Consider the following 23,285-nt stretch of genomic DNA (forward strand, 5'->3'; position numbering starts at 1 on the left):
AACTTAACAGAGATCACATCTATGCTTTTTTCCCGTAAGGCGGTTTCCAAGCGTCACCTGCTGCTGATCGCAGCTGGTTTCAGCACCGTGTTGACTGGTTGCGCTACGTCGCCTGCGTCCAAGGTGGCGTCGAGCACCAAGGTCGAGTACTACCCCAACTGCTACGAGCCGGTGCAGCACCTGCGCGCCACCGATTCGGACATGACCAAGTCGGTCGTCACCGGTGCCGCGATCGGCGCGGCCGGCGGTGCCCTGCTGGGCGCGCTGACCGGCGACAAGGACAGCCGTGGCCGCAATGCCGCGATCGGTGCCGCAGGCGGCGCCCTGGCTGGCGGTGCGGCGGGTTACTACACCGAGCGCCAGAAACAGATCACCGATGACAACCAGCGCATCGCGTCCTACTCCACCGACTTCAACAAAAGCGCCTCGGACATCGACCGCAGCACCGCCTATGCCAAGGCGTCGCAGCAGTGCTACCAGAGCGCATTCACCAAGCTGGTGGCTGATCGCAAGGCCAAGACCGTCAACGACACCGAAGGCCGCAAGCGCCTGGCGGAAATCGTCGCGGGCCTGAAGGAGTCCAATGACCTGATCGTGACGGTCAACGGCAAAGCCAGCGAAGACCTGAACAACTACACCCAGGCCTACGAGAAAGACCTGCAACAGGTCGGCGTACAGCGCAGCGATGTGGTGACCGTGGCCACCGCCGATACCACGCCAGTGGTCGCTCCGGCCAAGGGCAAGAAAGCCGTCAAGCCAGCCAAGAAGCCGGTTCTGCCGACAGTGCCGAAAGAAGCGGTCACCACCGAACGTAGCATCCAGACCGTGCAGGCCAAGCAAGCTGAAAGCAAGCAGGTCGCCAGTGCGGGCAAGACCCAGATCGAAGCAACCTGCCGCAATCCAAACCTGGCCGACTGGGCGCCAGTGCCTTGCCCTAACGTTTAAGTACTTGTTGCTATAAGCGTTAAACGCCAACCGATCTGCGCCTAAAGCGCGAGATCGGTGGCGTTCCTTTTGCAAATCGTTACACTGCTGCGGCCACTCCAATAAATACACCGAGGCCGTGTGCATGAAATTTCGTCTTCTCCTGTGGGTGCTGGGCCTGATGATGGGCAAAGCCAGCCGCACCAACCCCGCCTTCCAGCAGCAACTGGGTGACAAAGACCTGGCCTTCCAGCTGCAGACCCTCGACGGCAAGGTTGCCCGTCACTTCATCGTCAAAGACCAGCGCATCACCAGCCGCTCAGGTGTCCACCCGGCGCCGGCCTTCGCGATTGCCTTCAAGGATGCCGCCTACGGCTTCGCCACGATGCAGGCGAAGAACAAGCAGCTGGCGTTCATGACGGGGATTCAGGACAAGTCGATCCAGATCAAGGGCAACCCGGCACTGGTGATCTGGTTCCAGGGCCTCACCAAGTATTTGAAGCCGAAGAAAAAGAAGTAGGTGGTCAGGTAGACCGAGTTGGATTCATCGCAGGCAAGCCAGCTCCCACAGTGACCGCGTTCCAACTTGGAAATACGGTCAACTGTGGGAGCTGGCTTGCCTGCGATAGCGGTTTAACAGGCGGTGGGCTTACCCCTGGCTGAACTGCGAAGCCAATTCGCGCAACAGCACTTCGGCATCCAGCACTTTACCCACCACGTCCTCGGCCTTCTCGCGGCTCAAGCCCAGGCGCTCAAGCAACGCGTCGGGAATGGATTCATCCGGCCCGGAGCCAATCCCCCGGCTGCGCAACAGGCGCACCGCCAGGCACACCAGGTTCGGATACTCGGCGTATTGCCCGTCGTACGTCGGGTCGTGCTGGAAGCGCAGGGCGGTGCACAGTTCGTCCGGCATGTCCCAGTAGCGCATCAGCCAGGCGCCGATCTGTTCGCGGCTGATGCCCAGCAAATGTTGCTCGACGTAGCTGTGGCACAGGTGCGGGTTGACCTCCAGGTGGCGGCAGATCAGCGAGAAGTGCGGCGGAAACACGTGGGCCAGCAGCAGGTAGCCGAAGTTGTGCAGCAAACCTGCCAGGTAGGTCAGGCCGGCTTCCGGGCGCTGGGCGCGGGGCATGGCGCGGGTCAGGCCTTCAATCACGGCGGCGGTGTAGATCGACTGGTGCCAGTACGGCGTGGACAGGTGCGGGCGGTCCTTGGGCAGGCTCAGGGTTTTGCCCAGGGCCAGGCCCAGCGCCAGGTTGATCACAAGATCAAAGCCCAGCACGCGCACGATGGCGTCTTCGACTGAGCGGATCTTGCCCGGCGAGGCGTAGTAGGGCGACGCGGCCCAGCTTACGACCTGGGCGGCAAGGGCCGGGTCGGTTTCCACCACGCCAGTAATGTCGTCGATGGTGGCGTTGGGATCCACGCGCAGCTTGATGATCTTCTGCGCCGTGTCGGCCAGCGGCGGAATTTCGATGGTCGCTTCCAGGCGTTGCTGGATACGGCGAGCGGTGAAGGCTTGCATCGCCTGGGTGATTTCCTCGCGGTCATCATTGGGGCGGTCGAGGTTCGGACGGATGTTGCTCAAGGGTTCACCGAACTGCGCGGCGCTGGCCTTGGTGAGCAGGCTCTTGAAGGCGTCGGTGGGGATTTCCAGCAACAGCCCGGCTTCGCCCGAATGCACCAGCAGGCTCGGCTCATTGAGCAAGCGGCCTTCGTACAGGCACGGTGAACTGGTCAGTGGCGGCAAGCCCGGCAGCAGGCTCAGGTCATGCTTGCCCAGCATGCGCTCGACCCGCTCGGGGGCGACAGCCGTGAGGCGGCGACCGGTGAGTTCGGCGAGGCGGTTGAGGTCCAGCAACTGGCTTTGGGGGAACAGCACCATGAGCGCGCCAACCGCATCTTCAAGCAACACCGCCTGGACCTTTCGGGCAGGGTTCAGGCCAGGCTGTTCGATGACTTCCGTGTAGGGGATGGCGAGCTTTGCGAGCAGCGCCCGAATGACCGGCGGGGCGGTCAGTGGGGCTGTGGCGAGGGCAACTTCTGACATGGCCTGATCCAATTTCTTACATTCATTGGAGTATAACCAGCTTGATACGGGTGTTGGTCGGATAAGTGGCGTTTGTGATGAGGTTGGCGGTGTGCTGATTACCCTGTAGGAGCGAGCTTGCTCGCGAAGACCTTCCTGGCGGCGCCATCATCCAGAGCGTCCGCGTCATCGTTGGCGTTTTTCGCGAGCAAGCTCGCTCCTACAGGGAAGAGGTCAAACCTGGCCGTATTGCTGGCCGTGGCGCAGCCAGCGGTTGAGCAAGGGGCTGACGTGATCGGGCCAACGCTCGAGCAATGCTTGCGCAGCATCGCGCACGGCGGGCAGCAGGTCGGCATCGCGCATCAGGTCGGCGACCTTGAATTGCAGCAGGCCGGTCTGGCGCGTGCCGAGCATTTCACCGGGGCCGCGCAGTTCGAGGTCTTTTTCGGCAATGACAAAACCGTCGTTGGTTTCGCGCATGATGCCCAAGCGCTGGCGACCGATCTGCGACAGTGGCGGATGATAGAGCAGCACGCAGTGGCTGGCGGCACTGCCCCGGCCAACCCGCCCGCGCAATTGGTGCAGTTGCGCCAGGCCCAGGCGTTCGGGGTTTTCGATGATCATCAGACTGGCGTTGGGGACGTCCACGCCCACTTCAATCACGGTGGTAGCCACCAGTAATTGCAGGTTGCCGGCCTTGAACTCGGCCATTACCGCGGCTTTTTCCGCCGGTTTCATACGGCCATGGATCAACCCCACCTTGAGCTCACCCAAGGCACTGGTGAGGTCTTCATAAGTGGTTTCGGCGGCCTGGCAGGTCAGTTCTTCGGACTCTTCGATCAGGGTGCATACCCAGTACGCCTGGCGGCCTTCGGCGCAGGCACCGCGCACGCGCTCGATCACTTCGACGCGCCGGGTGTCGGTGACCAGCACGGTGTTGACCGGCGTACGCCCCGGCGGCAGCTCGTCGAGGATCGAGGTGTCGAGGTCGGCGTAGGCGCTCATGGCCAGGGTGCGTGGGATCGGCGTGGCGGTCATGATCAACTGGTGCGGGTTCATGCGCCCGCCCACGCCTTTCTGGCGCAGGGCCAGGCGCTGTTGCACGCCAAAGCGGTGCTGTTCGTCGATGATCACTAGCGCAAGGTTCTTGAACTGCACTTCGTCCTGGAACAGCGCATGGGTGCCCACCACCATCGGTGCGCCGGCGGCGATCTGCTCCAGGGCGGCCACGCGGTTCTTGCCTTTGAGCTTGCCAGCCAGCCACGCCACCTCCAGGCCCAGCGGTTCGAGCCAGCGCTTGAAGGTGATGAAGTGTTGTTCGGCGAGAATTTCCGTCGGTGCCATCAGCGCCACTTGATAGCCAGCTTCCAGGGCTTGCAGGGCGGCCAGGGCAGCGACCACGGTTTTGCCTGCCCCTACGTCACCCTGGATCAACCGCAGCATCGGTTCTTGCTGGCTGAGGTCGTAGGCGATTTCATTGCCCACGCGCTGTTGCGCGCCGGTGGGCGCAAAGCCGAGGTTGGCCAGGTATTGCGCAGGCAGCCGCGTGGCTCTGGGCATCGCCGGGGCGCGCAGGGAACGCATGCTTTCGCGCAGGCGTTGCTGGGACAGCTGGTGCGTGAGCAGTTCTTCAAAGGCCAGGCGATGTTGGGCCCAATGATGACCGAGGGCGAGTTCGTCCACATCGGCATCGGCGGGCGGGTGATGCAAATACCGAATCGCATCGGCCAGGGGCGCCAACTGATAATCGCGGGCCAGCTCCAGGGGCAGCCAATCGGGCAGACTTTGCGGGCCAAGCATCGTCAGGGTTTGCATGCACAACTGGCGCAGGCGTTGCTGGGTCAGGCCCTCGGTCAGCGGGTAGATCGGCGTGAGCGTGGTGTCCACCGGTGGCGGCTCGTCGCCGGTAATGGCGCGGTATTCCGGGTGGTAGATTTCCAGGCCCGATGCGCCAGGGCGTGCCTCGCCGTAGCAGCGCACGCGGGTGCCACGCTTGAGGCCTTCCTTCTGCGCGTTGCTGAAGTGGTAGAAGCGCAGGCTCAAGCCGCCGGTACCGTCCTGCAGGCGCACCACCAGGCTGCGGCGCTTGCCCATCACCACGTCGGCGCCACTGACGGTGCCTTCGATCACCGCGTCTTGCCCAGGGCGCAAATGGCCGATGGGCACCACGCGGGTGCGGTCCTGGTAGCGCAGAGGCAGGTGGAACAGCACGTCCTGAAGGTTCTCCAGGCCGACCTTGGCCAGCTTCTCGGCCATGGCCTCACCGACACCCTTGAGTGCCGTCACCGACACCTGCGACAGCTCAGTCATACCGTGGCTTAGCTCGCAACGGGCGGCTTGGCCACCGAACACAGACGGATCGAGTCCGCGAGAATCTCAATCGCTTTGGGGCGCGGGAAGCTGGCGCGCCACGCAATCGCTACGGTACGGAACGGCACCGGCGGCGTGAGTGGGCGCACTTCGATCACGCCCTGGGCGTAGTGATGGCTGTCTACCGCAGACAGCGGCAGGATCGAGATACCCAGGCCGGAAGCGACCATATGGCGAATGGTTTCCAGGGAGCTGGATTCCACCGTAGTGTGCTTGGCGCCGTCGTTGCCCTTGGTCAGGGTGGGGCAGGCTTCCAGCACCTGGTCGCGGAAGCAGTGGCCTTCACCGAGCAGCAGCAGGCTCTTGTCGTTGAGCAGGCCGGCGTCGATGGTGTCCTTCTTGGTCCACGGGTGGGAGGCCGGCATCAGCACGTAGAACGGCTCGTCGTAGAGCGGCAGGGTCAGCACGTCCGCTTCGTTGAAGGGCAGGGCGATGATGATCGCGTCCAGCTCGCCGTTGCGCAGTTTGTCGCGCAGCACGTGGGTGAAGTTTTCTTCGATATACAGCGGCATCTGCGGCGCGACGCGATGCAGTTGCGGGATCAGGTGCGGGAACAGGTAGGGGCCGACCGTATAGATCGCGCCGACCTTGAGCGGCGCGGTCAGCTGGTTCTTGCCGGCCTGGGCCAGTTCGCGAATGCTTTGCGCCTGTTCTAGGACCTTCTGGGCCTGGGCAACGATACCTTCGCCCACCGGGGTGAGGCGCACGGCGCTCTTGCTGCGCTCGAAAATCAGCACACCGAGTTCGTCTTCAAGCTTTTTCACACCCACCGACAGCGTCGGCTGGCTGACGTGGCAACGCTCGGCGGCATGGCCGAAGTGCTGTTCTTGGGCGAGGGTCACGATGTAGCGTAATTCTGTGAGAGTCATAGCGGGCGTCCATGAGGTTGCGGGCCAAGCATACCGGCTGCAATCGATAGACGCACGTTATCAGAACTTTGCTGGGGATTGAGTGGGGAATATCGGAATTTTACTGAGGTATTAAAGCGAATGTGGGAGGGAGCAAGTCCCTCCCACAGTGCTCTCTCAGCGGCGACGCTTGTCGATGTTGTAGACGAACGGCGCGACCAGTTCGACGCTGCCGTTTTTCAACAGGTCTGCCGGTGGCTTGGGTAGCGGCTGAGCCTTGCGGATCATCTCAAGGGTTGCACGGTCCAGGTCGGCGTTGCCGGAGCGGCCTTCCAGTTCGTAGGACAGCACATTACCTTCGCCATCGACCACGAAGCGCAAGCGGTTCATACCTTCCTTGCCACTGCGTTGGGCGCCGGGCGGGTACTTCTTGTACTTCTGCAGATGCGCCAGCAACGTGCTTTGCCAGGATGCCTGGGCGGCCAGCTGCTGTGCCGACGGGCCCGGCGTAGGCTGGGCGGACTTCTGCGCAGGTGCGTTGCTCGGCGGCGTTTCGCTCGGCGGCTCCTCGGAAGGTTTCTCCTTGGGCGGCTCGGGCTTCTTCTCCACCGGTTTTGGCGGTTGTGGCTTGGGCTTGGGCTTGACCGGCTTGGGCACCTGGATCGTTGGCTTGGGCGCCTCGGCCAGCTTCGGCAGGGGCAGCTCTTCGACCGGTGGCGGCGGCGGCGCAACGACCTTGGGCGGTGCTGGAGGCGGCGGCGGTGCTGGCAGCGGCGCCAGGTCGATGACCATGGCGGCGGGTGGCAGCTGGATCGCCTGCGGCGCGGACCATTGGAGCGCGATGATGATCGCGACGGCATGCACGCCCAGCACGACGGCGAGGCTGGTGCCATAACGCGTCAGTTTGTGGCGCGTCGTGATCATTTCTTGGCTGCCGTCTCAAGTCCGACCAGGCCTACCTTGAGGTAGCCGGCTGCCCGCAGGGCATCCATCACGCTCATCAGGTCGCCGTAGTCCACGCCTTTGTCGGCCTGGAAGAAGATGGTCGTGTCTTTCTTGCCTTGGGTCTTGGCATCCAGCACCGGCCCCAGGGTTTCAGCCTTGACCTCTTCTTCGCCCAGGAACAGGCGTTGGTCCGCCTTGACGCTGAGGAAGATCGGTTTTTCCGGCCGCGGCGCCGGCTTGGCGCTGGACGCGGGCAGGTCCACCTTGATGTCCACGGTTGCCAGCGGTGCCGCCACCATGAAGATGATCAGCAGCACCAGCATCACGTCGATAAACGGCGTGACGTTGATTTCGTGGTTCTCGACGAGTTCGTCGTCGCCTTGATTCAAATGCAGGCCCATGGCCGATTACCCCACTTTCACCATGTGCGGTTGCGAGCTGCGCTCGGTAGGCAGGTGATCGAGGTCACGGCTGACGAGCAACAGGACTTCTGCAGACGCATCCGATACCTGAGCCTTGTAGCCGGCGATCGAACGGGCGAAGACGTTGTAGATGACCACCGCAGGAATTGCGGCAACCAGGCCCAGGGCGGTAGCCAGCAGGGCTTCGGCGATGCCGGGGGCAACGACGGCGAGGTTGGTGGTCTGGGTTTTGGCGATACCGATGAAGCTGTTCATGATGCCCCACACGGTACCGAACAGGCCGACGAAGGGTGCGGTGGAACCGATGGTAGCGAGTACGCCGGTGCCGCTGCTCATGTTACGGCCGCAGGCGGCCACCAGGCGCTCAAGGCGGAAGCTGACGCGCTCCTTGATGCCTTCTTTTTCACGGGTGTTGGCCGACAGGCGCATTTCTTCCAGTGCGTCGTGCACCAGCAGGTTGGCCAGGGTGCCCTTCTTGGTCGCGGTTTCGCTCGCTTCCTTGAGGGTGGTGGCTTTTTTCAGGTGGACGATTTCAGCGCGCAGACGACGCTTGGCGCCCAACAGCTCGAAGCCTTTGGCAATCCAGATGGTCCAGGTGATGATCGAGGCAATGGCCAGGCCGATCATTACGGCTTTCACCACCACGTCAGCATTCTGGTACATGCCCCATGGCGACAAGTCGTGGGCCATGCCCAGGGTGTTGTCTTCTTCCAGCACCACGCCGGTTTCGTCGGCAGGTGCGGCGGCGCCGGCGGCCTGGGCCGGGTCGGTGGCCACTGGCGCGACGGCAGGCGTTGCCGCAGTAGCGGCATTTTGCTCGGCAGCTGCCGGAGCGGCTGGGGCAGTGGCGTCAGCGAATGCGGCGGTCGGTGCCAGCAATACGCTGAACAGCATCGCAGCAATCGCACGCCAGGCGCGGGAGGGGCTGTGAAGCTTGGTTGGCGAAGCGGGGGTTGTATGACGTGTCATGCTGGCCGGACCTGAGAGAAAAAATGGGTGATCGTCCTTCCAGACCATTTAGGGTCGAGGACAAATGGGCGGTTATTATTGCAAGTAATTCTTGTTAACTAAAGTGGCACTGTTACTTTATTTCGCTTTTTACTGGCCGTTGATCCACTCGCGCGGCTAATCTGCGCCTTTGAGAATGGAGTTTTGTGATGTCTGTGCCTTCTGTTGTGATTGCCGGTTGCGGTGATGTGGGTAGTCGGCTGGCTAGCCAATTGCTGGCCTCGGAATGGGAGGTTCGCGGCCTGCGCCGCGATATTTCGCGCCTGCCCGACGGGGTGATCGGCATCGCCGGCGACCTGTTCAAAAAGGACTGCCCGGACACCTGGCCGATCGGCGGGGTGGATTATCTGGTGTACTGCGCCGCTGCCACCGACCACGACGAGGCCGGCTATCGCGCCGCCTACGTGCAAGGGTTGCAGCATGTGTTGGAGTGGTTGGAAGACTACGGCCAGACGCCCAAGCATTTGCTGTTTGTCTCCAGCAGCAGTGTGTATGGGCAGCAAAACGGCGAGTGGGTCGACGAAACGTCCGAGACGCAAGCGAAGGGCTATTCCGGGCAGGTGATGCTGGAAGCTGAACAGGTGGCGCTCAACAGCGGTATTCCAGCGACCATCGTGCGACTGACCGGGATTTACGGCCCGGGTCGGGAATGGCTGCTCACTCAGGTTCGCCAAGGCTATCGCGTAGCGGTTGACCCGCCGTTGTATGGCAACCGTATCCACGCCGATGACGCCGCGGGCCTGCTCGCCTTTTTGCTGCGGCATGTGGAGAAGGGCGGTTCGCTGGACAAGGTCTATATCGGCGTTGACGATGCACCGGCACCACTGGCCGAGGTGGTGGCGTGGTTGCGCGAGTACCTGGGTGTGACCGAATGGGCCGAGGACGCCAGTGTGCGGCGTGCGGGGAGCAAGCAGTGCAGTAATGCACGTATCAAGGCGCTTGGCTGGACGCCGACATACCCGACTTACCGGGAAGGCTATGCGGCGATTCTGAAAGGCTGAAGCGCGGCAAAAAATGTGGGAGCTGGCTTGCCTGCGATAGCGGTATATCAATCACATCTTTGTTGGATGTAATACCGTCATCGCAGGCAAGCCAGCTCCCACATTTGGATTTGGGCGGGGCTTTTATTACTTCTCAAGCAACCATTGGCGAGGGCCTGGCGTAAACGAAGGCACTTCATCGGCCTGCGCGGTATTGATCGCCTGGAAGATCTCCAGTTGCTTACCCTTGCGCGTGAAGATCCATGGGTTGCCCTGGCCGTCCAGTTGCAGCCAGATGCTGTCGTAGCCGCCGCTCATGGAGGCGCAATCGCCTGCCAGGCAGAGTGAATAGCGATCAACCCCCGGCAGGCCGGCGACCTTGCCGTCTGCCTGGAACTGCACCGTGGCACCGCTGCCGGTGCCGTCGCTGATCTTCCAGTCGCCGCCCATATAGGCCGCATACAACGCGCGCTCGAAGGTGGCGCCCAGTGGCGCGCCTTCCGGTGCGGGTTCTTTGGCGCGGGCAAACAGCTGTTCGGGCTCATTGTCGTTGGCCACTTGCAGCAGTTGCTTGCCTTTGCGCTTGAGTTCGGTGGCTGAGCTGCCATAGAAGTCCACGCTCCACGCGCCGGGCTTTTCACCCGACAACTTGCCTTCCGCCACTTCAAAACCGTTGTAGTAGCGCGCCTGCAAAGCCTTGGTGTTGACCTCCCACTCGAGGTTGGGGCCATAGGACTGCAGGGCTTCACGCAAAGGGCCGCCCTTGGCTGCCGCGTCGATGGCGGCCTGGTTGATCCAGGTACCGCTTACATCCAGGTCGGCGGGGTTGCTGGCACAGCCGCCGAGCAACAGGGCGAGCAACGAGGAGGCTACAAGCGCTTTGCGCATTACGAAATCCTTCTGAAACGAAGTCGGCGCAGCCTGTTTGGGCTGCGCCGGGTGTTTTACTCGATGACCAGAATGGCGTCCATCTCAACCTGTGCGCCCTTTGGCAGGGCGGCGACGCCGATGGCGGCGCGGGCTGGGTAAGGTTGTTCGAAGTACTTGCCCATGATCTCGTTGACCTTGGCAAAGTGGCTGAGGTCGGTGAGGAAGATGTTCAGCTTGACGATGTCCTTGAACGAACCACCGGCAGCTTCAGCCACGGACTTGAGGTTTTCAAAGACCTGCACGGTCTGGGCTTCGAAGCCTTCAACCAGTTCCATGGTCTTTGGGTCCAGCGGGATCTGGCCGGACATGTAGACGGTGTTGCCCGCCTTGATCGCCTGGGAATAAGTGCCGATGGCGGCTGGAGCTTTATCGCTGGTGATAACTGTCTTGGTCATGAATGACTCCTTGTAATGGATCGGTTATGCACGCATGCGGGTGATGCGGATCACACCGGTCAAGGCGCGCAATTTTTTGATCACGCGGGCCAGGTGCACGCGGTCGTGCACGCTGACCACCAGTTGGACCACGCTGATGCGACCATCGCGTTCGTCCATGCTGATTTTCTCGATATTGCCGTCGGCGGCGTTGACGCTGCTGGCCAGCAGGGCGATGAGGCCGCGCTGGTGTTCCAACTCCACCCGCAGCTCGACGTTGAATTCGCCGGTGACATCCTTGGCCCACGAGAGCTGGATGCATTTTTCCGGGTTGTGGCGGATTTCGGTGATGTTGCGGCAGTTGTCCAGGTGCACCACCATGCCTTTGCCGGCGGACAAGTGGCCGACAATCGGGTCGCCCGGGATCGGCGTGCAACATTTGGCGTAGCTGAGCACCAGGCCCTCGGTGCCGCGAATCGCCAGTGGGCCTTCGGGGCTCGGCAACTGTTCGCCTTCGCCCAGCAGGCGGCGCGCAACCACGTAGGCCATGCGGTTGCCCAGGCCGATATCTTCCAGCAGGTCTTCGATGGTTTCCTGGCGGTACTCGTGGAGCATCGCTTGCACGCGCTCTTGCGGAATCTTGTCCAGGGCGCTGTCGAAGCCGTTGAGCACCTTGTTCAGCAGGCGTTCGCCCAGGCTGATGGATTCGGAGCGGCGCTGCAATTTCAGCGCGTGGCGAATATGCGTACGTGCCTTGCCGGTGACCACAAAGTTGAGCCAGGCCGGGTTCGGGCGAGCGCCCGGTGCGCTGACGATCTCCACCGTGGAACCGCTTTGCAGCGGTTCGGACAGCGGTGCCAGGCGCCGGTTGATGCGACAGGCGATGCAGCTGTTGCCGACATCGGTGTGCACCGCGTAGGCAAAGTCGACCGCCGTGGAGCCTTTGGGCAGCTCCATGATCCGGCCTTTGGGCGTGAACACGTAGACCTCGTCCGGGAACAGGTCGATCTTCACGCTTTCGATAAATTCCAGGGAGTTGCCGGCACGTTGCTGCATTTCCAGCACGCCCTTGACCCATTGGCGCGCACGGGCATGGGTGCCTTTGGGCTGCTCGTCACCGCTGGACTTGTACAGCCAGTGGGCGGCAATGCCGTTGTTGGCCATTTCTTCCATTTCGCGGGTGCGGATCTGGATCTCGATCGGCACGCCGTGCATGCCAAACAGGGTGGTATGCAGCGACTGGTAGCCGTTGGCCTTGGGAATTGCGATGTAGTCCTTGAAGCGGCCCGGCAGGGGCTTGTACAAATTATGTACAGCTCCCAGTACGCGGTAGCAGGTATCGACCTTGTCGACGATGATCCGGAACGCATAGACGTCCATGATCTCGTTGAAGGCCCGACGCTTGCCGCGCATCTTTTTGTAGATGCCGTAGATGTGCTTCTGCCGGCCGCTGACCTCGCCCTCGATTTCATCAATCGCCAGGCAATGGCTCAGGGACTCTTCGATCTTGTTGACGATTTCCTTGCGGTTGCCCCGTGCGCGCTTCACCGCCTGGTAGATGCGCGCCGAACGCATGGGGTGCATGGCCTTGAAGCCCAGGTCTTCGAATTCGATACGAATGGCGTGCATGCCCAGCCGGTTGGCGATGGGCGCATAGATTTCCAGGGTTTCCTTGGCGATGCGCCGGCGCTTTTCGCCGGACAGCACTTCCAGCGTGCGCATGTTGTGCAGCCGGTCGGCCAGCTTGACCAGGATCACCCGAATGTCTCGGGCCATGGCCATGGCCATCTTCTGGAAGTTTTCCGCCTGGGCTTCGGCCTTGGTCTCGAAGTTCATCTGGGTCAGCTTGCTGACCCCATCGACCAGTTCGGCCACGGTTTCGCCAAATTGCGCACTGAGCGCTTCCTTGGCAATGCCGGTGTCTTCGATCACGTCATGCAGCATCGCGGCCATCAGGCTCTGATGGTCCATGTGCATGTCGGCAAGAATATTGGCCACCGCAAGAGGATGGGTGACATACGCCTCGCCGCTACGTCGGCGTTGGCCGTCGTGGGCTTGTTCGGCGTAGAAATACGCTCGGCGAACCAGGTTGACCTGGTCTGCGCCGAGGTAGGCCGATAAGCGATCGGCGAGGGCGTCTATGCTCGGCAAAGTGTGAACTCCTGCCGATGGCTGTGACCCCGCGCCGTGCTACGTCGACCAGGCATAGGCTTAGACGTCCTCGTTGGACTCGCCTTCGAACGCTGCAAACAGCGGTTCGTCTTCAACGATTTCGGCGTTGGCGATGAACTCGTAGCTCATCAGGCCTTCAGCGATTTCACGCAGGGCTACAACGGTAGGCTTGTCGTTTTCCCACTGGACCAGAGGCTCTTTGCCGCCAGTGGCCAGTTGACGGGCACGCTTGGTAGAGAGCATGACCAGCTCAAAGCGGTTATCCACGTGTTCTAGGCAGTCTTCAACGGTTACGCGGGCCATGGTATTCCTCGGAGCGAATGCAAGATGCGCGCTGCCCGGTTGGGCGAGCGGACTGAGCAGTTTAAAAAATCACCAGCGTTTAGGGAAGCGCTGATTTTTCGCAGGCCTTCGCAAAACCGCTGCAAGTGCCAATGTAAGGCCCTTGCAGCTGTTTTGGGAAGAGTCAATCAGCCGAGCAATTCGGCGAGTAATTTGCCGAAACGCTGCTGTTGGCGCTTTTGCTGCAGTTGGTTGGCGCGGAAAATCGCCTTCAAATCATCCAGGGCGTGGGTAAAGTCGTCATTGATGATCAGGTAGTCGTAGTCGACGTAGTGGCTCATCTCGCTGACGGCTTCACGCATGCGGCCCTCGATGATCTCATCGCTGTCCTGGCCGCGGTTGGTCAGGCGTTGGTGCAGGGCTTGGAGCGATGGCGGCAGGATGAAGATGGAGCGCGCCTTGGGCATCAGCTGGCGCACTTGTTCGGCGCCCTGCCAGTCGATCTCCAGGATCAGGTCGTGGCCTTCGTCCAGGGTCTGTTGCAGGTGGCTCTGCGAGGTGCCGTAGAGGTTGCCGAACACTTCGGCGCGCTCCAGGAAGTCACCGTGTTCGATCATCTTGACGAACTCGGTACGCTCGACGAAGTGATAGTGCACGCCGTCCACTTCGCCCGGGCGCATGGCGCGGGTGGTGTGCGAGACCGAAATGCGGATCTGCTCGTCAGCGTCGGTCAAGGCCTTGACCAGGCTGCTCTTGCCCGCGCCCGAAGGGGCGGAAATGATGTAAAGGGTGCCGGTGCTGTGGGTCATGGAGGGTGCCTTACTCAATATTCTGTACTTGTTCGCGCATTTGCTCGATCAACACTTTGAGGTTGACCGCCGCCGTGGTGCTGCGCGGGTCGAACGCTTTGGAGCCCAGTGTATTGGCTTCGCGGTTGAGTTCCTGCATCAGGAAGTCCAGGCGCCGACCGGCGGCACCGCCGGACTTGAGTACGCGGCGCACTTCAAGGATATGGGTGCTCAGGCGGTCAAGTTCTTCGGCCACGTCGCTCTTCTGCGCGAGCAGGACCATTTCCTGTTCCAGGCGCGTCGGATCGAGGTCGGCCTTCATGTCGGTGAAGCGGTCGAGGACCTTCTGGCGCTGGGTGGCGAGCATCTGCGGTACCAATTCGCGCAGGGTCACTACGTCGGCTTCGATCGAGGTCAGCCGCTCGTTGATCAGGCGCGCCAGTTCGGCGCCTTCGCGTTCACGGCCGGCCTTGAGCTCCTTCAGGCCCTGGTTGAACAGGGCGAGGGCTTCGGCATTCAAGGCCTGAGGGTCTGCCGCGTCGGCCACCAGCACGCCGGGCCAGGCCAATACTTCCAGAGGGTTCAATGCGGCCGGCTGTTTGATCAGGCCGGCGATGGTTTCGGCCGCGGCCACCAGTTGGGCGGCGCGGTCTCGGTCGACCTGCAGCGGCTTGCCGGTGGTTTCTTCGGTAAAGCGCAGGGTGCATTCCAGCTTGCCGCGGGAGATGCCCTGGCGCAGCGCTTCACGCACGGCACCTTCAAGGTCGCGGAATGACTCTGGCAGGCGCAGGTGCGGCTCCAGGTAACGGCTGTTGACCGAGCGCAGTTCCCAGCTGAGGGTGCCTTGGGCCCCGGCTTTTTCGACACGGGCGAAGGCGGTCATGCTGTGGACCATGGAGGTACCTCGCGTTGGATAAATAGAAATTGGCCAGGCCGACCTGTAGGAGCGAGTTTGCTCGCGAAGAACGCAAGGGCGCCGCGCTGAATCAGGAAGCCCCCGTAATTGTTGGCGTTTTTCGCGAGCAGGCTCGCTCCTACAGTCTGGAGGCGCAGGATTGTAGCGCAGTGGGAGGGGGGTGCCCAAACCCGGGCATTGGTAACCGGATTTTTTAGAAGTGCCCCGAACCGGCTTGCGGCTCTATAATGGTCGGCAGTTTTTCGTCCTCAGTACAGGTATCCCCTATGAAACGTCCAAGTGGTCGCGCTGCCGATCAGCTCCGCTCGATCCGCATCACCCGCAACTACACCAAACACGCCGAGGGATCCGTACTGGTCGAGTTTGGCGATACCAAGGTCATCTGCACTGTCAGCGTCGAAAACGGCGTGCCGCGCTTCCTCAAGGGCCAGGGCCAGGGTTGGTTGACCGCTGAATACGGCATGCTGCCGCGCGCCACTGGCGAGCGTAACCAGCGTGAAGCCAGCCGTGGCAAGCAAGGCGGGCGTACCCTGGAAATCCAGCGCCTGATCGGCCGCTCCCTGCGTGCCGCCCTGGATATGTCCAAGCTGGGTGACGTCACCCTCTACGTCGACTGCGACGTGATCCAGGCTGACGGCGGTACCCGCACGGCGTCCATCACCGGCGCCATGGTGGCCCTGGTCGACGCTTTGAAAGTCATCAAGAAGCGTGGCGGCCTGAAAGCGGGTGACCCGCTCAAGCAGATGATCGCCGCTGTGTCTGTTGGCATGTACCAGGGCGAGCCTGTGCTGGACCTGGACTACCTGGAGGACTCGGCCGCCGAGACCGACCTCAACGTGGTCATGACCAGCACCGGTGGTTTCATTGAAGTGCAGGGCACTGCCGAAGGCGCGCCATTCCAGCCGGCTGAGCTGAACGCCATGCTGGCCTTGGCCCAGAAAGGCATGACCGAAATCTTTGAATTGCAGAACGCCGCGCTGGCTGACTGAGCCGGCCCAAGGAGAAACGCCATGAATGACAGCCAGTTGCCGGTTCCGGCACCGTCCAAGGAAGTACGCCAGTGGGCAATGTTGTGTCATTTTGCGGCATTCCTGGGGTTGGTATTCCCCTTCGGCAGCTTGCTGGGGCCGTTGATCCTGTGGCAGTTCAAGAAGGACATGGACCCGCTCATCGATGACCAGGGCAAGGAGGCGCTGAATTTCCAGATCACCGTGGCGATCGCCTGGCTGGTGTGCCTGTTGCTGGGCTTCGTGGTCGTTGGCTTCTTGCTGATGACCGTGCTGGTGATTGGTGCGTTGATACTGACGATCATCGCCGGTATCAAGGCCAACAAAGGCATTGCCTATCGCTATCCGTGGACCTGGCGCCTGGTCAAGTAACCGGGCGGCCACAAAAAAACCGACATCACTGTCGGTTTTTTTGTGCCTGGAAAAAGACCTCAGATGGTCAATGTCCAGTCGTAGTCCACGATCAGCGGCGCGTGCTGCGAGAAGCGCGGCTGGCGCGGCAGGCGTGCACTGCGTACGAACCGGCGCAGACCTGGGGTCAGCAGCTGGTAGTCGAAACGCCAGCCCAGGTTGAGCATCTCAGCCTGTTCGTTATCTGGCCACCAGCTGTACTGGTCGCCTTCGCGGCTGACTTCACGCAGGGCATCGACATAGCCCATGTTGCCGACAATCTCGTCCATCCAGGCGCGTTCTGGCGCCAGGAAGCCCGGGGATTGCTGGCTGTCGCGCCAGTTCTTGATATCCAGTTTCTGTTGCGCCACGTACAGCGAGCCACAATAAATGTACTCGCGACGTTTGCGTCGCTGCTTATCCAGGTAACGGGCGAAATCGTCCATTAGCTTGAATTTCTGGTTCAAGTCTTCATCGCCGTTCTGCCCGGAAGGTAGCAGCAAGGTCGCGATGCTGACCTTGTCGAAATCGGCTTGCAGGTAACGCCCGTAGCGGTCGGCTGTCTCGAAGCCGAGGCCGCTGATGACCGCCTTGGGTTGCAACCGCGAGTACAAAGCCACGCCACCTTGGGTGGGCACTTCGGCATCGCAGGCATAAAGGAAGTAGCCATCCAGTTGGAAGGCTGGGTCGTCCAGTTCAAAGGCGGAGGCACGGGTGTCCTGCAGGCAGATGACGTCGGCATTCTGTGCTTGCAGCCAACTGAGCAAACCACGCTCGACTGCAGCCTGAATACCATTAACGTTCACACTGATGATCCGCATAAATGGCCCCAAAAATCGCGTGCGTGTATGATACACGCCGTCCACCCAATTAGCTAAATCCGTGGTATCTGAGGCTTTTTTCATGCAGGCGTATCAGCGCGATTTCATTCGTTTTGCCATCGATCGCGGCGTTTTACGCTTCGGTGAGTTCACCCTCAAGTCCGGGCGCACCAGCCCGTACTTCTTCAATGCGGGCCTGTTCAACTCAGGTTCGGCCCTGGCTCAGCTGGGCCGTTTCTATGCGGCAGCCATCGTTGAGAGCGGTATTTCCTTCGACGTACTCTTTGGCCCGGCCTACAAGGGTATTCCCCTGGCAGCGGCGACGGCGGTAGCCCTGGCGGAGCATCACGGGCAGGACTTGCCGTGGTGTTTCAACCGTAAGGAAGCCAAGGCCCATGGTGAAGGTGGCAGCCTGGTAGGCGCGCCATTGACCGGCGATGTGCTGATCATCGATGACGTGATCACCGCGGGTACTGCTATCCGTGAAGTGATGCAGATCATCGCTTCCCAGGACGGCGCCAAGGCTGCCGGTGTGTTGATCGCCTTGAACCGCCAGGAGCGTGGCAACGGTGAGTTGTCGGCGATCCAGGAAGTGGAGCGTGACTTCGGCATTCCGGTGGTGAGCATCGTGTCGTTGAACCAGGTGTTGCAGTTCCTGGAAGATGACTCGCAGCTCAAGCAACATTTGCCGGCTGTGCGTGCATACCGCGAGCAGTTCGGCGTCTGACACTGAATCCTGTGGGAGCGGGCTTGCCCGCGATAGCGGTGTGTCAGGCGGTGCATTTTTGCATGTACTGTCGTCATCGCAGGCAAGCCAGCTCCCACATTTGAACTGTGTACAAACAAAGGCCCCGCTCAATTCAATTGAGCGGGGCCTTTTGCTTTGCAGCGATCAAGGGCGCTTGCGGTTACTGATCAACGTACCGACACCGGTATCGGTGAAGATTTCCAACAGTATTGCATTTGGCACGCGGCCATCCAGGATCAGCGAGCTGCCGACGCCGCCCTGCACGGCTTCCAGTGCGCAACGGATCTTCGGCAACATGCCGCCGTAGATGGTGCCGTCGGCGATCAGGTCGTCTACCTGCTGGGTAGTCAAGCCGGTCAGTACCTTGCCTTCCTTGTCCATCAAACCGGCGATGTTGGTCAGCAGCATCAGCTTTTCAGCCTTCAGTGCTTCCGCCACCTTACCGGCTACCAGATCGGCGTTGATGTTATAGGACTCGCCATTAGCACCCACGCCGATCGGCGCAATTACCGGGATGAAGTCGCCCTTGACCAGCAGGTTGAGCAAATCGGTGTTGATGCCGATGACTTCGCCCACCTGGCCGATGTCGATGATTTCCGGCTGGGTCATCTCCGGCGTCTTGCGGGTCACGGTCAGTTTCTTGGCGCGGATCAGTTCCGCATCCTTGCCGGTCAGGCCGATGGCGCTGCCGCCGTGGCGGTTGATCAGGTTGACGATGTCTTTGTTGACCTGGCCACCGAGGACCATTTCCACCACGTCCATGGTTTGCGCGTCAGTGACACGCATGCCATCGATGAAGTGACTCTCGATCGACAAACGCTTGAGCAGGTCGCCAATTTGCGGGCCGCCGCCGTGGACGACCACGGGGTTGATCCCCACAGCCTTCATCAGCACGATGTCGCGGGCAAAGCCGGTTTTCAGCTCATCGCTTTCCATGGCATTGCCGCCGTACTTGATCACCAGCGTCTTGCCGACGTAGCGTCGAATGTAAGGCAACGCTTCGGACAGGACCTTGGCGGTGTTGGCAGCGGCTTCGCGTTCGAGGGTCATTCAGGGCTCCGGGCAAAAATCAGAACGGTAATTGGAGATCAGGGGCAACACGTTTCAACTGGGCGTGGAACACGTCCTTGATGCGCTGCAACTCAGCCTCGGTATCCGCCTCGAAACGCAGGACCAGCACCGGTGTGGTGTTGGACGCGCGAACCAGGCCCCAGCCTTTGGCGTAATCGACTCGCACACCATCAATGGTGGTCAGGTTGGCGCCTTCACCCCATTGCGCATCGTGCAATGCGTCAATGATGCTGAATTTGCTCTCCTCGGTCACATGGATATTGATCTCTGGCGTAGAAATATCATTCGGGAAGGTCTGAAACAGCTCTTCGGCCGTGGATTTCTCCTTGCTGAGGATCTCCAGCAGGCGAGCGGCACTGTAGATACCATCGTCAAACCCGAACCAACGTTCTTTGAAGAACACGTGACCGCTCATTTCACCGGCCAACAGCGCGCCGGTTTCCTTCATTTTCTTTTTGATCAACGAGTGACCGGTCTTCCACATTAGCGGGCGACCACCGTATTCCTTGATCAATGGCGTCAGGCGACGAGTGCATTTCACATCGAAGATGATCTCGGCGTTGGCATTGCGCGCAACCACGTCTCTAGCAAACAGCATCAACAGGCGGTCCGGGAACACGATCTCGCCGGTTTCGGTCACCACGCCCACACGGTCGCCGTCGCCATCGAAGGCCAAGCCGACGTCGGCGCCCACTTCCTTGACCTTGGCAATCAGGTCTACCAGGTTTTCCGGCTTGCCTGGGTCCGGGTGATGGTTGGGGAAGTTGCCGTCCACTTCGCAGAACAGTGGGATCACTTCGCAGTTCAGGGCTTCGAGCAATTGCGGGGCAATCACACCCGCTGCGCCGTTGCCGCAGTCCACCACGACTTTCAAGCGGCGGGCGAGCTTGACGTCGCGAGTGATTTCATCGGAGTAGCGCTGGAGGATATCGACCTTGGTGATGCTGCCGGTGCCGCTGGTCAAGTCGTTGGTCTTCAGGCGGGTGTGCAGGGCCTGGATCTGTTCATTGGCGAGGGTGTCGCCAGCGATGACGATCTTGAAGCCGTTGTAATCCGACGGATTGTGGCTGCCGGTGAGCATGACCCCGGATTTGCCCGCCAGTACGTTGGCGGCGTAGTACAGCGCGGGGGTTGGCACCAGGCCGACGTCGCTGACATGACAGCCGCTGTCAGCCAGGCCCTGGATCAGTTGCTCGACCAACTCCGGGCCGGACAAGCGGCCGTCACGGCCTACCGAGACGTTGGGTTCGCCTTGGGCCAGGCTCTGGGAGCCGATGGCGCGGCCGATCCAGTAGGCGGTTTCGGCGGTCAGGGTTTTGGGGACCACACCACGGATGTCATAGGCGCGAAAAATGCTGTCGGGAAAGGTCGGGGCTACGCGGGCTGCGGTACTCATCGCGGGGGAAACTCCATCTGAAAGGGGGCAAGGCGGGCCTGATGTGGCTGGCCGGCAGGCTCAAACTGAAGGGTATGACGGCGTTTTCGGCAGAGAGTTCGTGGTGTAAAAATGCCATCGGCGCTTCGGCCTCGGCATTATTTTTACCTAATCCTTTGATTTCATTATAGAAATCTCGATGATCATTTCCGCGCATTCTTTATCCTGAAAGGCCGGGCGGCGGTGTGTGGCCGGACGATTGCGCCCGGCCACGTTCAGCTTAGTCAGTGACTGCCGGAATGCCCAAAACCGCCTGCACCACGTTGGGTTTCGTCGAATTCCTGTACCAATTCGAAATGCGCCTGCACCACCGGCACCAATACCAACTGGGCAATGCGCTCGCCGACGGCGATGTTGAAAGCAGTCTGGCCACGGTTCCAGCACGACACCATCAACTCGCCCTGGTAGTCGGAATCGATCAGGCCGACCAGGTTGCCTAGCACGATGCCATGTTTATGGCCCAAGCCGGAGCGCGGCAGGATCAGCGCCGCCAGGCCAGGATCGCCGACATAGATCGACAAGCCAGTGGGAATCAGGATGGTCTGGCCCGGCTCAAGGACGGTGTCTTGCTTGAGCATGGCGCGCAGGTCCAGGCCGGCGGAGCCCGGCGTGGCGTAGGCCGGCAGAGGGAATTCGCTGCCGAGGCGTGGGTCGAGAATCTTGGCTTGCAAAGCGTGCATGGACATTAAACCTGGTTCAGCCGTTGGGCGATAAAAGAGATCAGTTGGCGGGCAATCTTGCCCTTGCTGGTCTGGGCGAAAAGGGTGGCGTGCAGTTCACGGTCGATCACGCTGCACGCATTTTCCTCGCTGTTGAAGCCGATGCTCGGGTTGGCGACATCATTGGCAACGATCAGGTCGAGGTTTTTGTCTTTCAGTTTGCGTGCGGCGTAGTCCAGCAGGTGCTCGGTCTCGGCTGCGAAGCCGACGCTGAACGGACGGTCCGGACGGGTAGCGATGGTGGCCAGGATGTCCGGGTTACGCACCATTTGCAGGAGCAGGCCGTCGCCGCTCGTAGGGTCTTTCTTGAGCTTCTGCGGGGCCACGACCTCGGGTCGGTAATCCGCAACCGCTGCCGAGGCGATAAACAGGTCGCAGGGAATGGCGGCTTCGCAGGCCGCCAACATGTCCCGGGCGCTGACTACGTCGATACGCGTAACGCGATCAGGGGTCGGCAAATGTACCGGGCCGGTTATCAGTGTGACCCGTGCGCCTGCCTCGACCGCAGCTTCTGCCAACGCGAAGCCCATTTTTCCTGAGCTATGGTTGGTGATGTAGCGCACCGGGTCGATGTTTTCCTGGGTCGGGCCGGCGGTGATCAGCACGTGCTTGCCGGTCAGGGCCAGATGCTGGAAGCACTCGGCGGCGCACTGCGCCAGGTCCGTGGCTTCGAGCATGCGGCCCAGGCCGACGTCGCCGCAGGCCTGGCTGCCGGAAGCCGGGCCGAACACCTTGAGGCCGCGGGTTTGCAGGAGTTGGGTATTGGCCTGGGTGGCCGGATCGCGCCACATGGCCTGGTTCATGGCCGGTGCGATAGCGACGGTGGCGTCGGTGGCCAATACCAGGGTGGTGAGCAGGTCATCGGCAATGCCCTGGGCCAGGCGGGCGATCAGGTCGGCAGTGGCCGGGGCTATCAGCACCAGGTCGGCCCATTTGGCCAGTTCGATATGGCCCATGGCGGCTTCTGCGGCCGGGTCCAGCAGGTCGAGGTGAACCGGGTGGCCGGACAACGCTTGCATGGTCAGCGGGGTGATGAACTCACTGCCACCACGGGTCATGACCACGCGCACTTCGGCGCCCTGGTCCAGGAGCCTGCGAACCAACTCTGCGCTCTTGTAGGCGGCAATGCCGCCGCCGACGCCGAGAACGATGCGTTTCCGATACAGACGCTGCATTGGTTTGCCTTTCCAGTTCAGTGATGCCAGTTCAATGACACCTGCGATGACCCCTCCCCAGGTGAAATCGCAGGCAAAAAAGAGGGCCCTACGATAACACAGCGCCCGCCGGGCAACAGCGGAGCAGATACAGGGAGGTGGGATGAGTATTCGTGATTGGCCCGTGGCAGAGCGTCCACGGGAGAAGTTATTGGAAGGCGGCGCGGCGAGCCTGTCCGATGCCGAGTTGTTGGCGATCTTCCTGCGTACGGGGGTGGCCGGCCGAAGTGCGGTGGATCTGGCGCGCCATCTGTTGGCGCAATTCGGTGGCCTGCGCCCGTTACTGGAGGCTAGCCAGACGCTGTTCAGCCAGCATCTGGGGCTGGGGCCGGCGAAGTTTGCCCAGTTGCAGGCGGTGCTTGAGATGTCCCGGCGCCACCTGGCCGAGCGCTTGCGGACTGACTCTGTGCTGGAAAGCCCGCTGGCCGTGCGCGAGTACCTCAAGGCACTGCTGCGCCATGAGCCCCATGAGATCTTCGGCTGCCTGTTCCTGGACTCCAAGCATCGGGTGCTAGGGTTCGAGGTCATGTCCCAAGGCACGATCGACGCTGCGATTGTCTACCCGCGACAGGTGGTCAAGCGCGCCTTGGCGTACAACTCGGCGGCATTGATCTTGTGTCATAACCATCCGTCGGGAAGCACGGAGCCCAGCGCGGCTGATCGAAAATTGACCAAGCTGCTGCAAAAGGCGCTGGACGTGGTGGATGTGCGGGTGCTGGACCACATCATCGTGGGCGATGGTGACCCGCTGTCGATGGCTGAATACGGTTGGCTGTAACGGCCCTGCCTCTGTAGGAGCGAGCTTGCTCGCGAAAAACCAGAGGGCCCCGTGGGGTGTCAGGTTTTTCCGCGTCATCGTTGACGATTTTCGCGAGCAAGCTCGCTCCTACAG

At 61.3% G+C, this 23,285-nt stretch carries 23 protein-coding genes and 1 pseudogene; 7 read left to right on the forward strand and 17 right to left on the reverse strand.

From position 1 onward, the window contains the following. Positions 1 to 21: 21 nt before the first annotated feature. Complete coding sequence (gene tagQ, locus HU730_RS13885) at positions 22 to 945, forward strand: type VI secretion system-associated lipoprotein TagQ (RefSeq protein ID WP_003195532.1); 924 nt, start codon at positions 22 to 24, stop codon at positions 943 to 945. 124 nt (positions 946 to 1,069) lie between these two features. Then, positions 1,070 to 1,444 (forward strand): hypothetical protein, encoded by a 375-nt coding sequence (locus HU730_RS13890; protein ID WP_003195530.1) that lies wholly within the window; start codon positions 1,070 to 1,072, stop codon positions 1,442 to 1,444. Between the two features lie 129 nt (positions 1,445 to 1,573). On the opposite strand, the gene HU730_RS13895 is transcribed toward HU730_RS13890, so the two are convergent. The 6 genes from HU730_RS13895 to exbB form a co-directional block, all read right to left on the reverse strand. Then, positions 1,574 to 2,974 (reverse strand): aminoacyl-tRNA deacylase and HDOD domain-containing protein, encoded by a 1,401-nt coding sequence (locus tag HU730_RS13895; protein ID WP_032894530.1) that lies wholly within the window; start codon positions 2,972 to 2,974, stop codon positions 1,574 to 1,576. 213 nt (positions 2,975 to 3,187) lie between these two features. Continuing rightward, positions 3,188 to 5,263: an ATP-dependent DNA helicase RecG gene (gene recG, locus HU730_RS13900; RefSeq protein ID WP_034129255.1), complete on the reverse strand. Its 2,076-nt coding sequence runs from the start codon at positions 5,261 to 5,263 to the stop codon at positions 3,188 to 3,190. Positions 5,264 to 5,271: 8 nt separating this feature from the next. Continuing rightward, positions 5,272 to 6,192 carry a hydrogen peroxide-inducible genes activator gene (locus HU730_RS13905; protein WP_003195523.1) on the reverse strand — a complete coding sequence of 307 codons (921 nt, stop codon included), beginning with the start codon at positions 6,190 to 6,192 and terminating at the stop codon, positions 5,272 to 5,274. Between the two features lie 156 nt (positions 6,193 to 6,348). Then, the gene (locus HU730_RS13910; RefSeq protein ID WP_003195521.1) at positions 6,349 to 7,095 is read right to left on the reverse strand and encodes an energy transducer TonB; all 747 of its coding nucleotides are present in this window, start codon (positions 7,093 to 7,095) and stop codon (positions 6,349 to 6,351) included. After that, positions 7,092 to 7,517, reverse strand: a complete 426-nt coding sequence (exbD, locus tag HU730_RS13915) for a TonB system transport protein ExbD (RefSeq protein ID WP_003195519.1) — start codon at positions 7,515 to 7,517, stop codon at positions 7,092 to 7,094. The genes HU730_RS13910 and exbD overlap by 4 nt, the downstream gene beginning before the upstream one ends. A gap of 6 nt (positions 7,518 to 7,523) precedes the next feature. Continuing rightward, complete coding sequence (gene exbB / locus HU730_RS13920) at positions 7,524 to 8,507, reverse strand: tonB-system energizer ExbB (RefSeq protein WP_034129097.1); 984 nt, start codon at positions 8,505 to 8,507, stop codon at positions 7,524 to 7,526. A 188-nt stretch (positions 8,508 to 8,695) separates the two neighbouring features. On the opposite strand from exbB, the gene HU730_RS13925 reads away from it, so the two are divergent. Then, positions 8,696 to 9,547, forward strand: coding sequence for an SDR family oxidoreductase (locus HU730_RS13925; protein WP_186527255.1), 852 nt, complete (start codon positions 8,696 to 8,698; stop codon positions 9,545 to 9,547). Positions 9,548 to 9,673: 126 nt separating this feature from the next. Here HU730_RS13925 and HU730_RS13930 read toward each other — a convergent pair whose 3' ends face one another. The 6 genes from HU730_RS13930 to HU730_RS13955 all read right to left on the reverse strand — a co-directional run bounded on the left by HU730_RS13930 (position 9,674) and on the right by HU730_RS13955 (position 14,967). Further along, complete coding sequence (locus HU730_RS13930; RefSeq protein ID WP_060763899.1) at positions 9,674 to 10,414, reverse strand: hypothetical protein; 741 nt, start codon at positions 10,412 to 10,414, stop codon at positions 9,674 to 9,676. 56 nt (positions 10,415 to 10,470) lie between these two features. Further along, complete coding sequence (locus HU730_RS13935; protein ID WP_003176922.1) at positions 10,471 to 10,851, reverse strand: RidA family protein; 381 nt, start codon at positions 10,849 to 10,851, stop codon at positions 10,471 to 10,473. Between the two features lie 24 nt (positions 10,852 to 10,875). Beyond that, positions 10,876 to 12,981, reverse strand: coding sequence for a bifunctional GTP diphosphokinase/guanosine-3',5'-bis pyrophosphate 3'-pyrophosphohydrolase (gene spoT / locus HU730_RS13940; protein ID WP_003195510.1), 2,106 nt, complete (start codon positions 12,979 to 12,981; stop codon positions 10,876 to 10,878). A 60-nt stretch (positions 12,982 to 13,041) separates the two neighbouring features. Next, complete coding sequence (gene rpoZ, locus HU730_RS13945; protein WP_003195508.1) at positions 13,042 to 13,305, reverse strand: DNA-directed RNA polymerase subunit omega; 264 nt, start codon at positions 13,303 to 13,305, stop codon at positions 13,042 to 13,044. 167 nt (positions 13,306 to 13,472) lie between these two features. After that, positions 13,473 to 14,093 (reverse strand): guanylate kinase, encoded by a 621-nt coding sequence (gene gmk / locus HU730_RS13950; protein WP_019818119.1) that lies wholly within the window; start codon positions 14,091 to 14,093, stop codon positions 13,473 to 13,475. A gap of 10 nt (positions 14,094 to 14,103) precedes the next feature. After that, positions 14,104 to 14,967 carry a YicC/YloC family endoribonuclease gene (locus HU730_RS13955; RefSeq protein WP_003195504.1) on the reverse strand — a complete coding sequence of 288 codons (864 nt, stop codon included), beginning with the start codon at positions 14,965 to 14,967 and terminating at the stop codon, positions 14,104 to 14,106. A gap of 287 nt (positions 14,968 to 15,254) precedes the next feature. Between HU730_RS13955 and rph the strand changes: the two genes are divergently transcribed. Both rph and HU730_RS13965 read left to right on the forward strand, forming a co-directional pair. Next, positions 15,255 to 15,977 (forward strand): ribonuclease PH, encoded by a 723-nt coding sequence (gene rph / locus HU730_RS13960; protein ID WP_003195497.1) that lies wholly within the window; start codon positions 15,255 to 15,257, stop codon positions 15,975 to 15,977. Positions 15,978 to 15,998: 21 nt separating this feature from the next. After that, the gene (locus HU730_RS13965; protein WP_003195495.1) at positions 15,999 to 16,367 is read left to right on the forward strand and encodes a DUF4870 domain-containing protein; all 369 of its coding nucleotides are present in this window, start codon (positions 15,999 to 16,001) and stop codon (positions 16,365 to 16,367) included. Positions 16,368 to 16,426: 59 nt separating this feature from the next. On the opposite strand, the gene HU730_RS13970 is transcribed toward HU730_RS13965, so the two are convergent. Beyond that, positions 16,427 to 17,206: an exodeoxyribonuclease III gene (locus HU730_RS13970; RefSeq protein WP_003195493.1), complete on the reverse strand. Its 780-nt coding sequence runs from the start codon at positions 17,204 to 17,206 to the stop codon at positions 16,427 to 16,429. Positions 17,207 to 17,288: 82 nt separating this feature from the next. Between HU730_RS13970 and pyrE the strand changes: the two genes are divergently transcribed. Next, positions 17,289 to 17,933: an orotate phosphoribosyltransferase gene (gene pyrE / locus HU730_RS13975; protein ID WP_057975296.1), complete on the forward strand. Its 645-nt coding sequence runs from the start codon at positions 17,289 to 17,291 to the stop codon at positions 17,931 to 17,933. Between the two features lie 165 nt (positions 17,934 to 18,098). Here pyrE and argB read toward each other — a convergent pair whose 3' ends face one another. The 4 genes and pseudogenes from argB to coaBC all read right to left on the reverse strand — a co-directional run bounded on the left by argB (position 18,099) and on the right by coaBC (position 22,354). Beyond that, positions 18,099 to 19,004, reverse strand: coding sequence for an acetylglutamate kinase (argB, locus tag HU730_RS13980; protein ID WP_003213275.1), 906 nt, complete (start codon positions 19,002 to 19,004; stop codon positions 18,099 to 18,101). Between the two features lie 19 nt (positions 19,005 to 19,023). Next, positions 19,024 to 20,436, reverse strand: a pseudogene (locus HU730_RS13985) (phosphomannomutase/phosphoglucomutase); the annotation flags it as partial. Between the two features lie 248 nt (positions 20,437 to 20,684). After that, positions 20,685 to 21,140 carry a dUTP diphosphatase gene (gene dut / locus HU730_RS13990; protein ID WP_034129254.1) on the reverse strand — a complete coding sequence of 152 codons (456 nt, stop codon included), beginning with the start codon at positions 21,138 to 21,140 and terminating at the stop codon, positions 20,685 to 20,687. 5 nt (positions 21,141 to 21,145) lie between these two features. Then, positions 21,146 to 22,354 carry a bifunctional phosphopantothenoylcysteine decarboxylase/phosphopantothenate--cysteine ligase CoaBC gene (gene coaBC / locus HU730_RS13995; RefSeq protein ID WP_003195481.1) on the reverse strand — a complete coding sequence of 403 codons (1,209 nt, stop codon included), beginning with the start codon at positions 22,352 to 22,354 and terminating at the stop codon, positions 21,146 to 21,148. A 142-nt stretch (positions 22,355 to 22,496) separates the two neighbouring features. On the opposite strand from coaBC, the gene radC reads away from it, so the two are divergent. Next, positions 22,497 to 23,171 carry a DNA repair protein RadC gene (gene radC / locus HU730_RS14000; RefSeq protein WP_034129091.1) on the forward strand — a complete coding sequence of 225 codons (675 nt, stop codon included), beginning with the start codon at positions 22,497 to 22,499 and terminating at the stop codon, positions 23,169 to 23,171. The last annotated feature ends 114 nt before the right edge of the window (positions 23,172 to 23,285 follow it).

It is taken from the genome of Pseudomonas sp. SWRI22 (assembly GCF_014268395.2).
GTDB classification, from domain to species: Bacteria; Pseudomonadota; Gammaproteobacteria; order Pseudomonadales; family Pseudomonadaceae; genus Aquipseudomonas; species Aquipseudomonas paracarnis.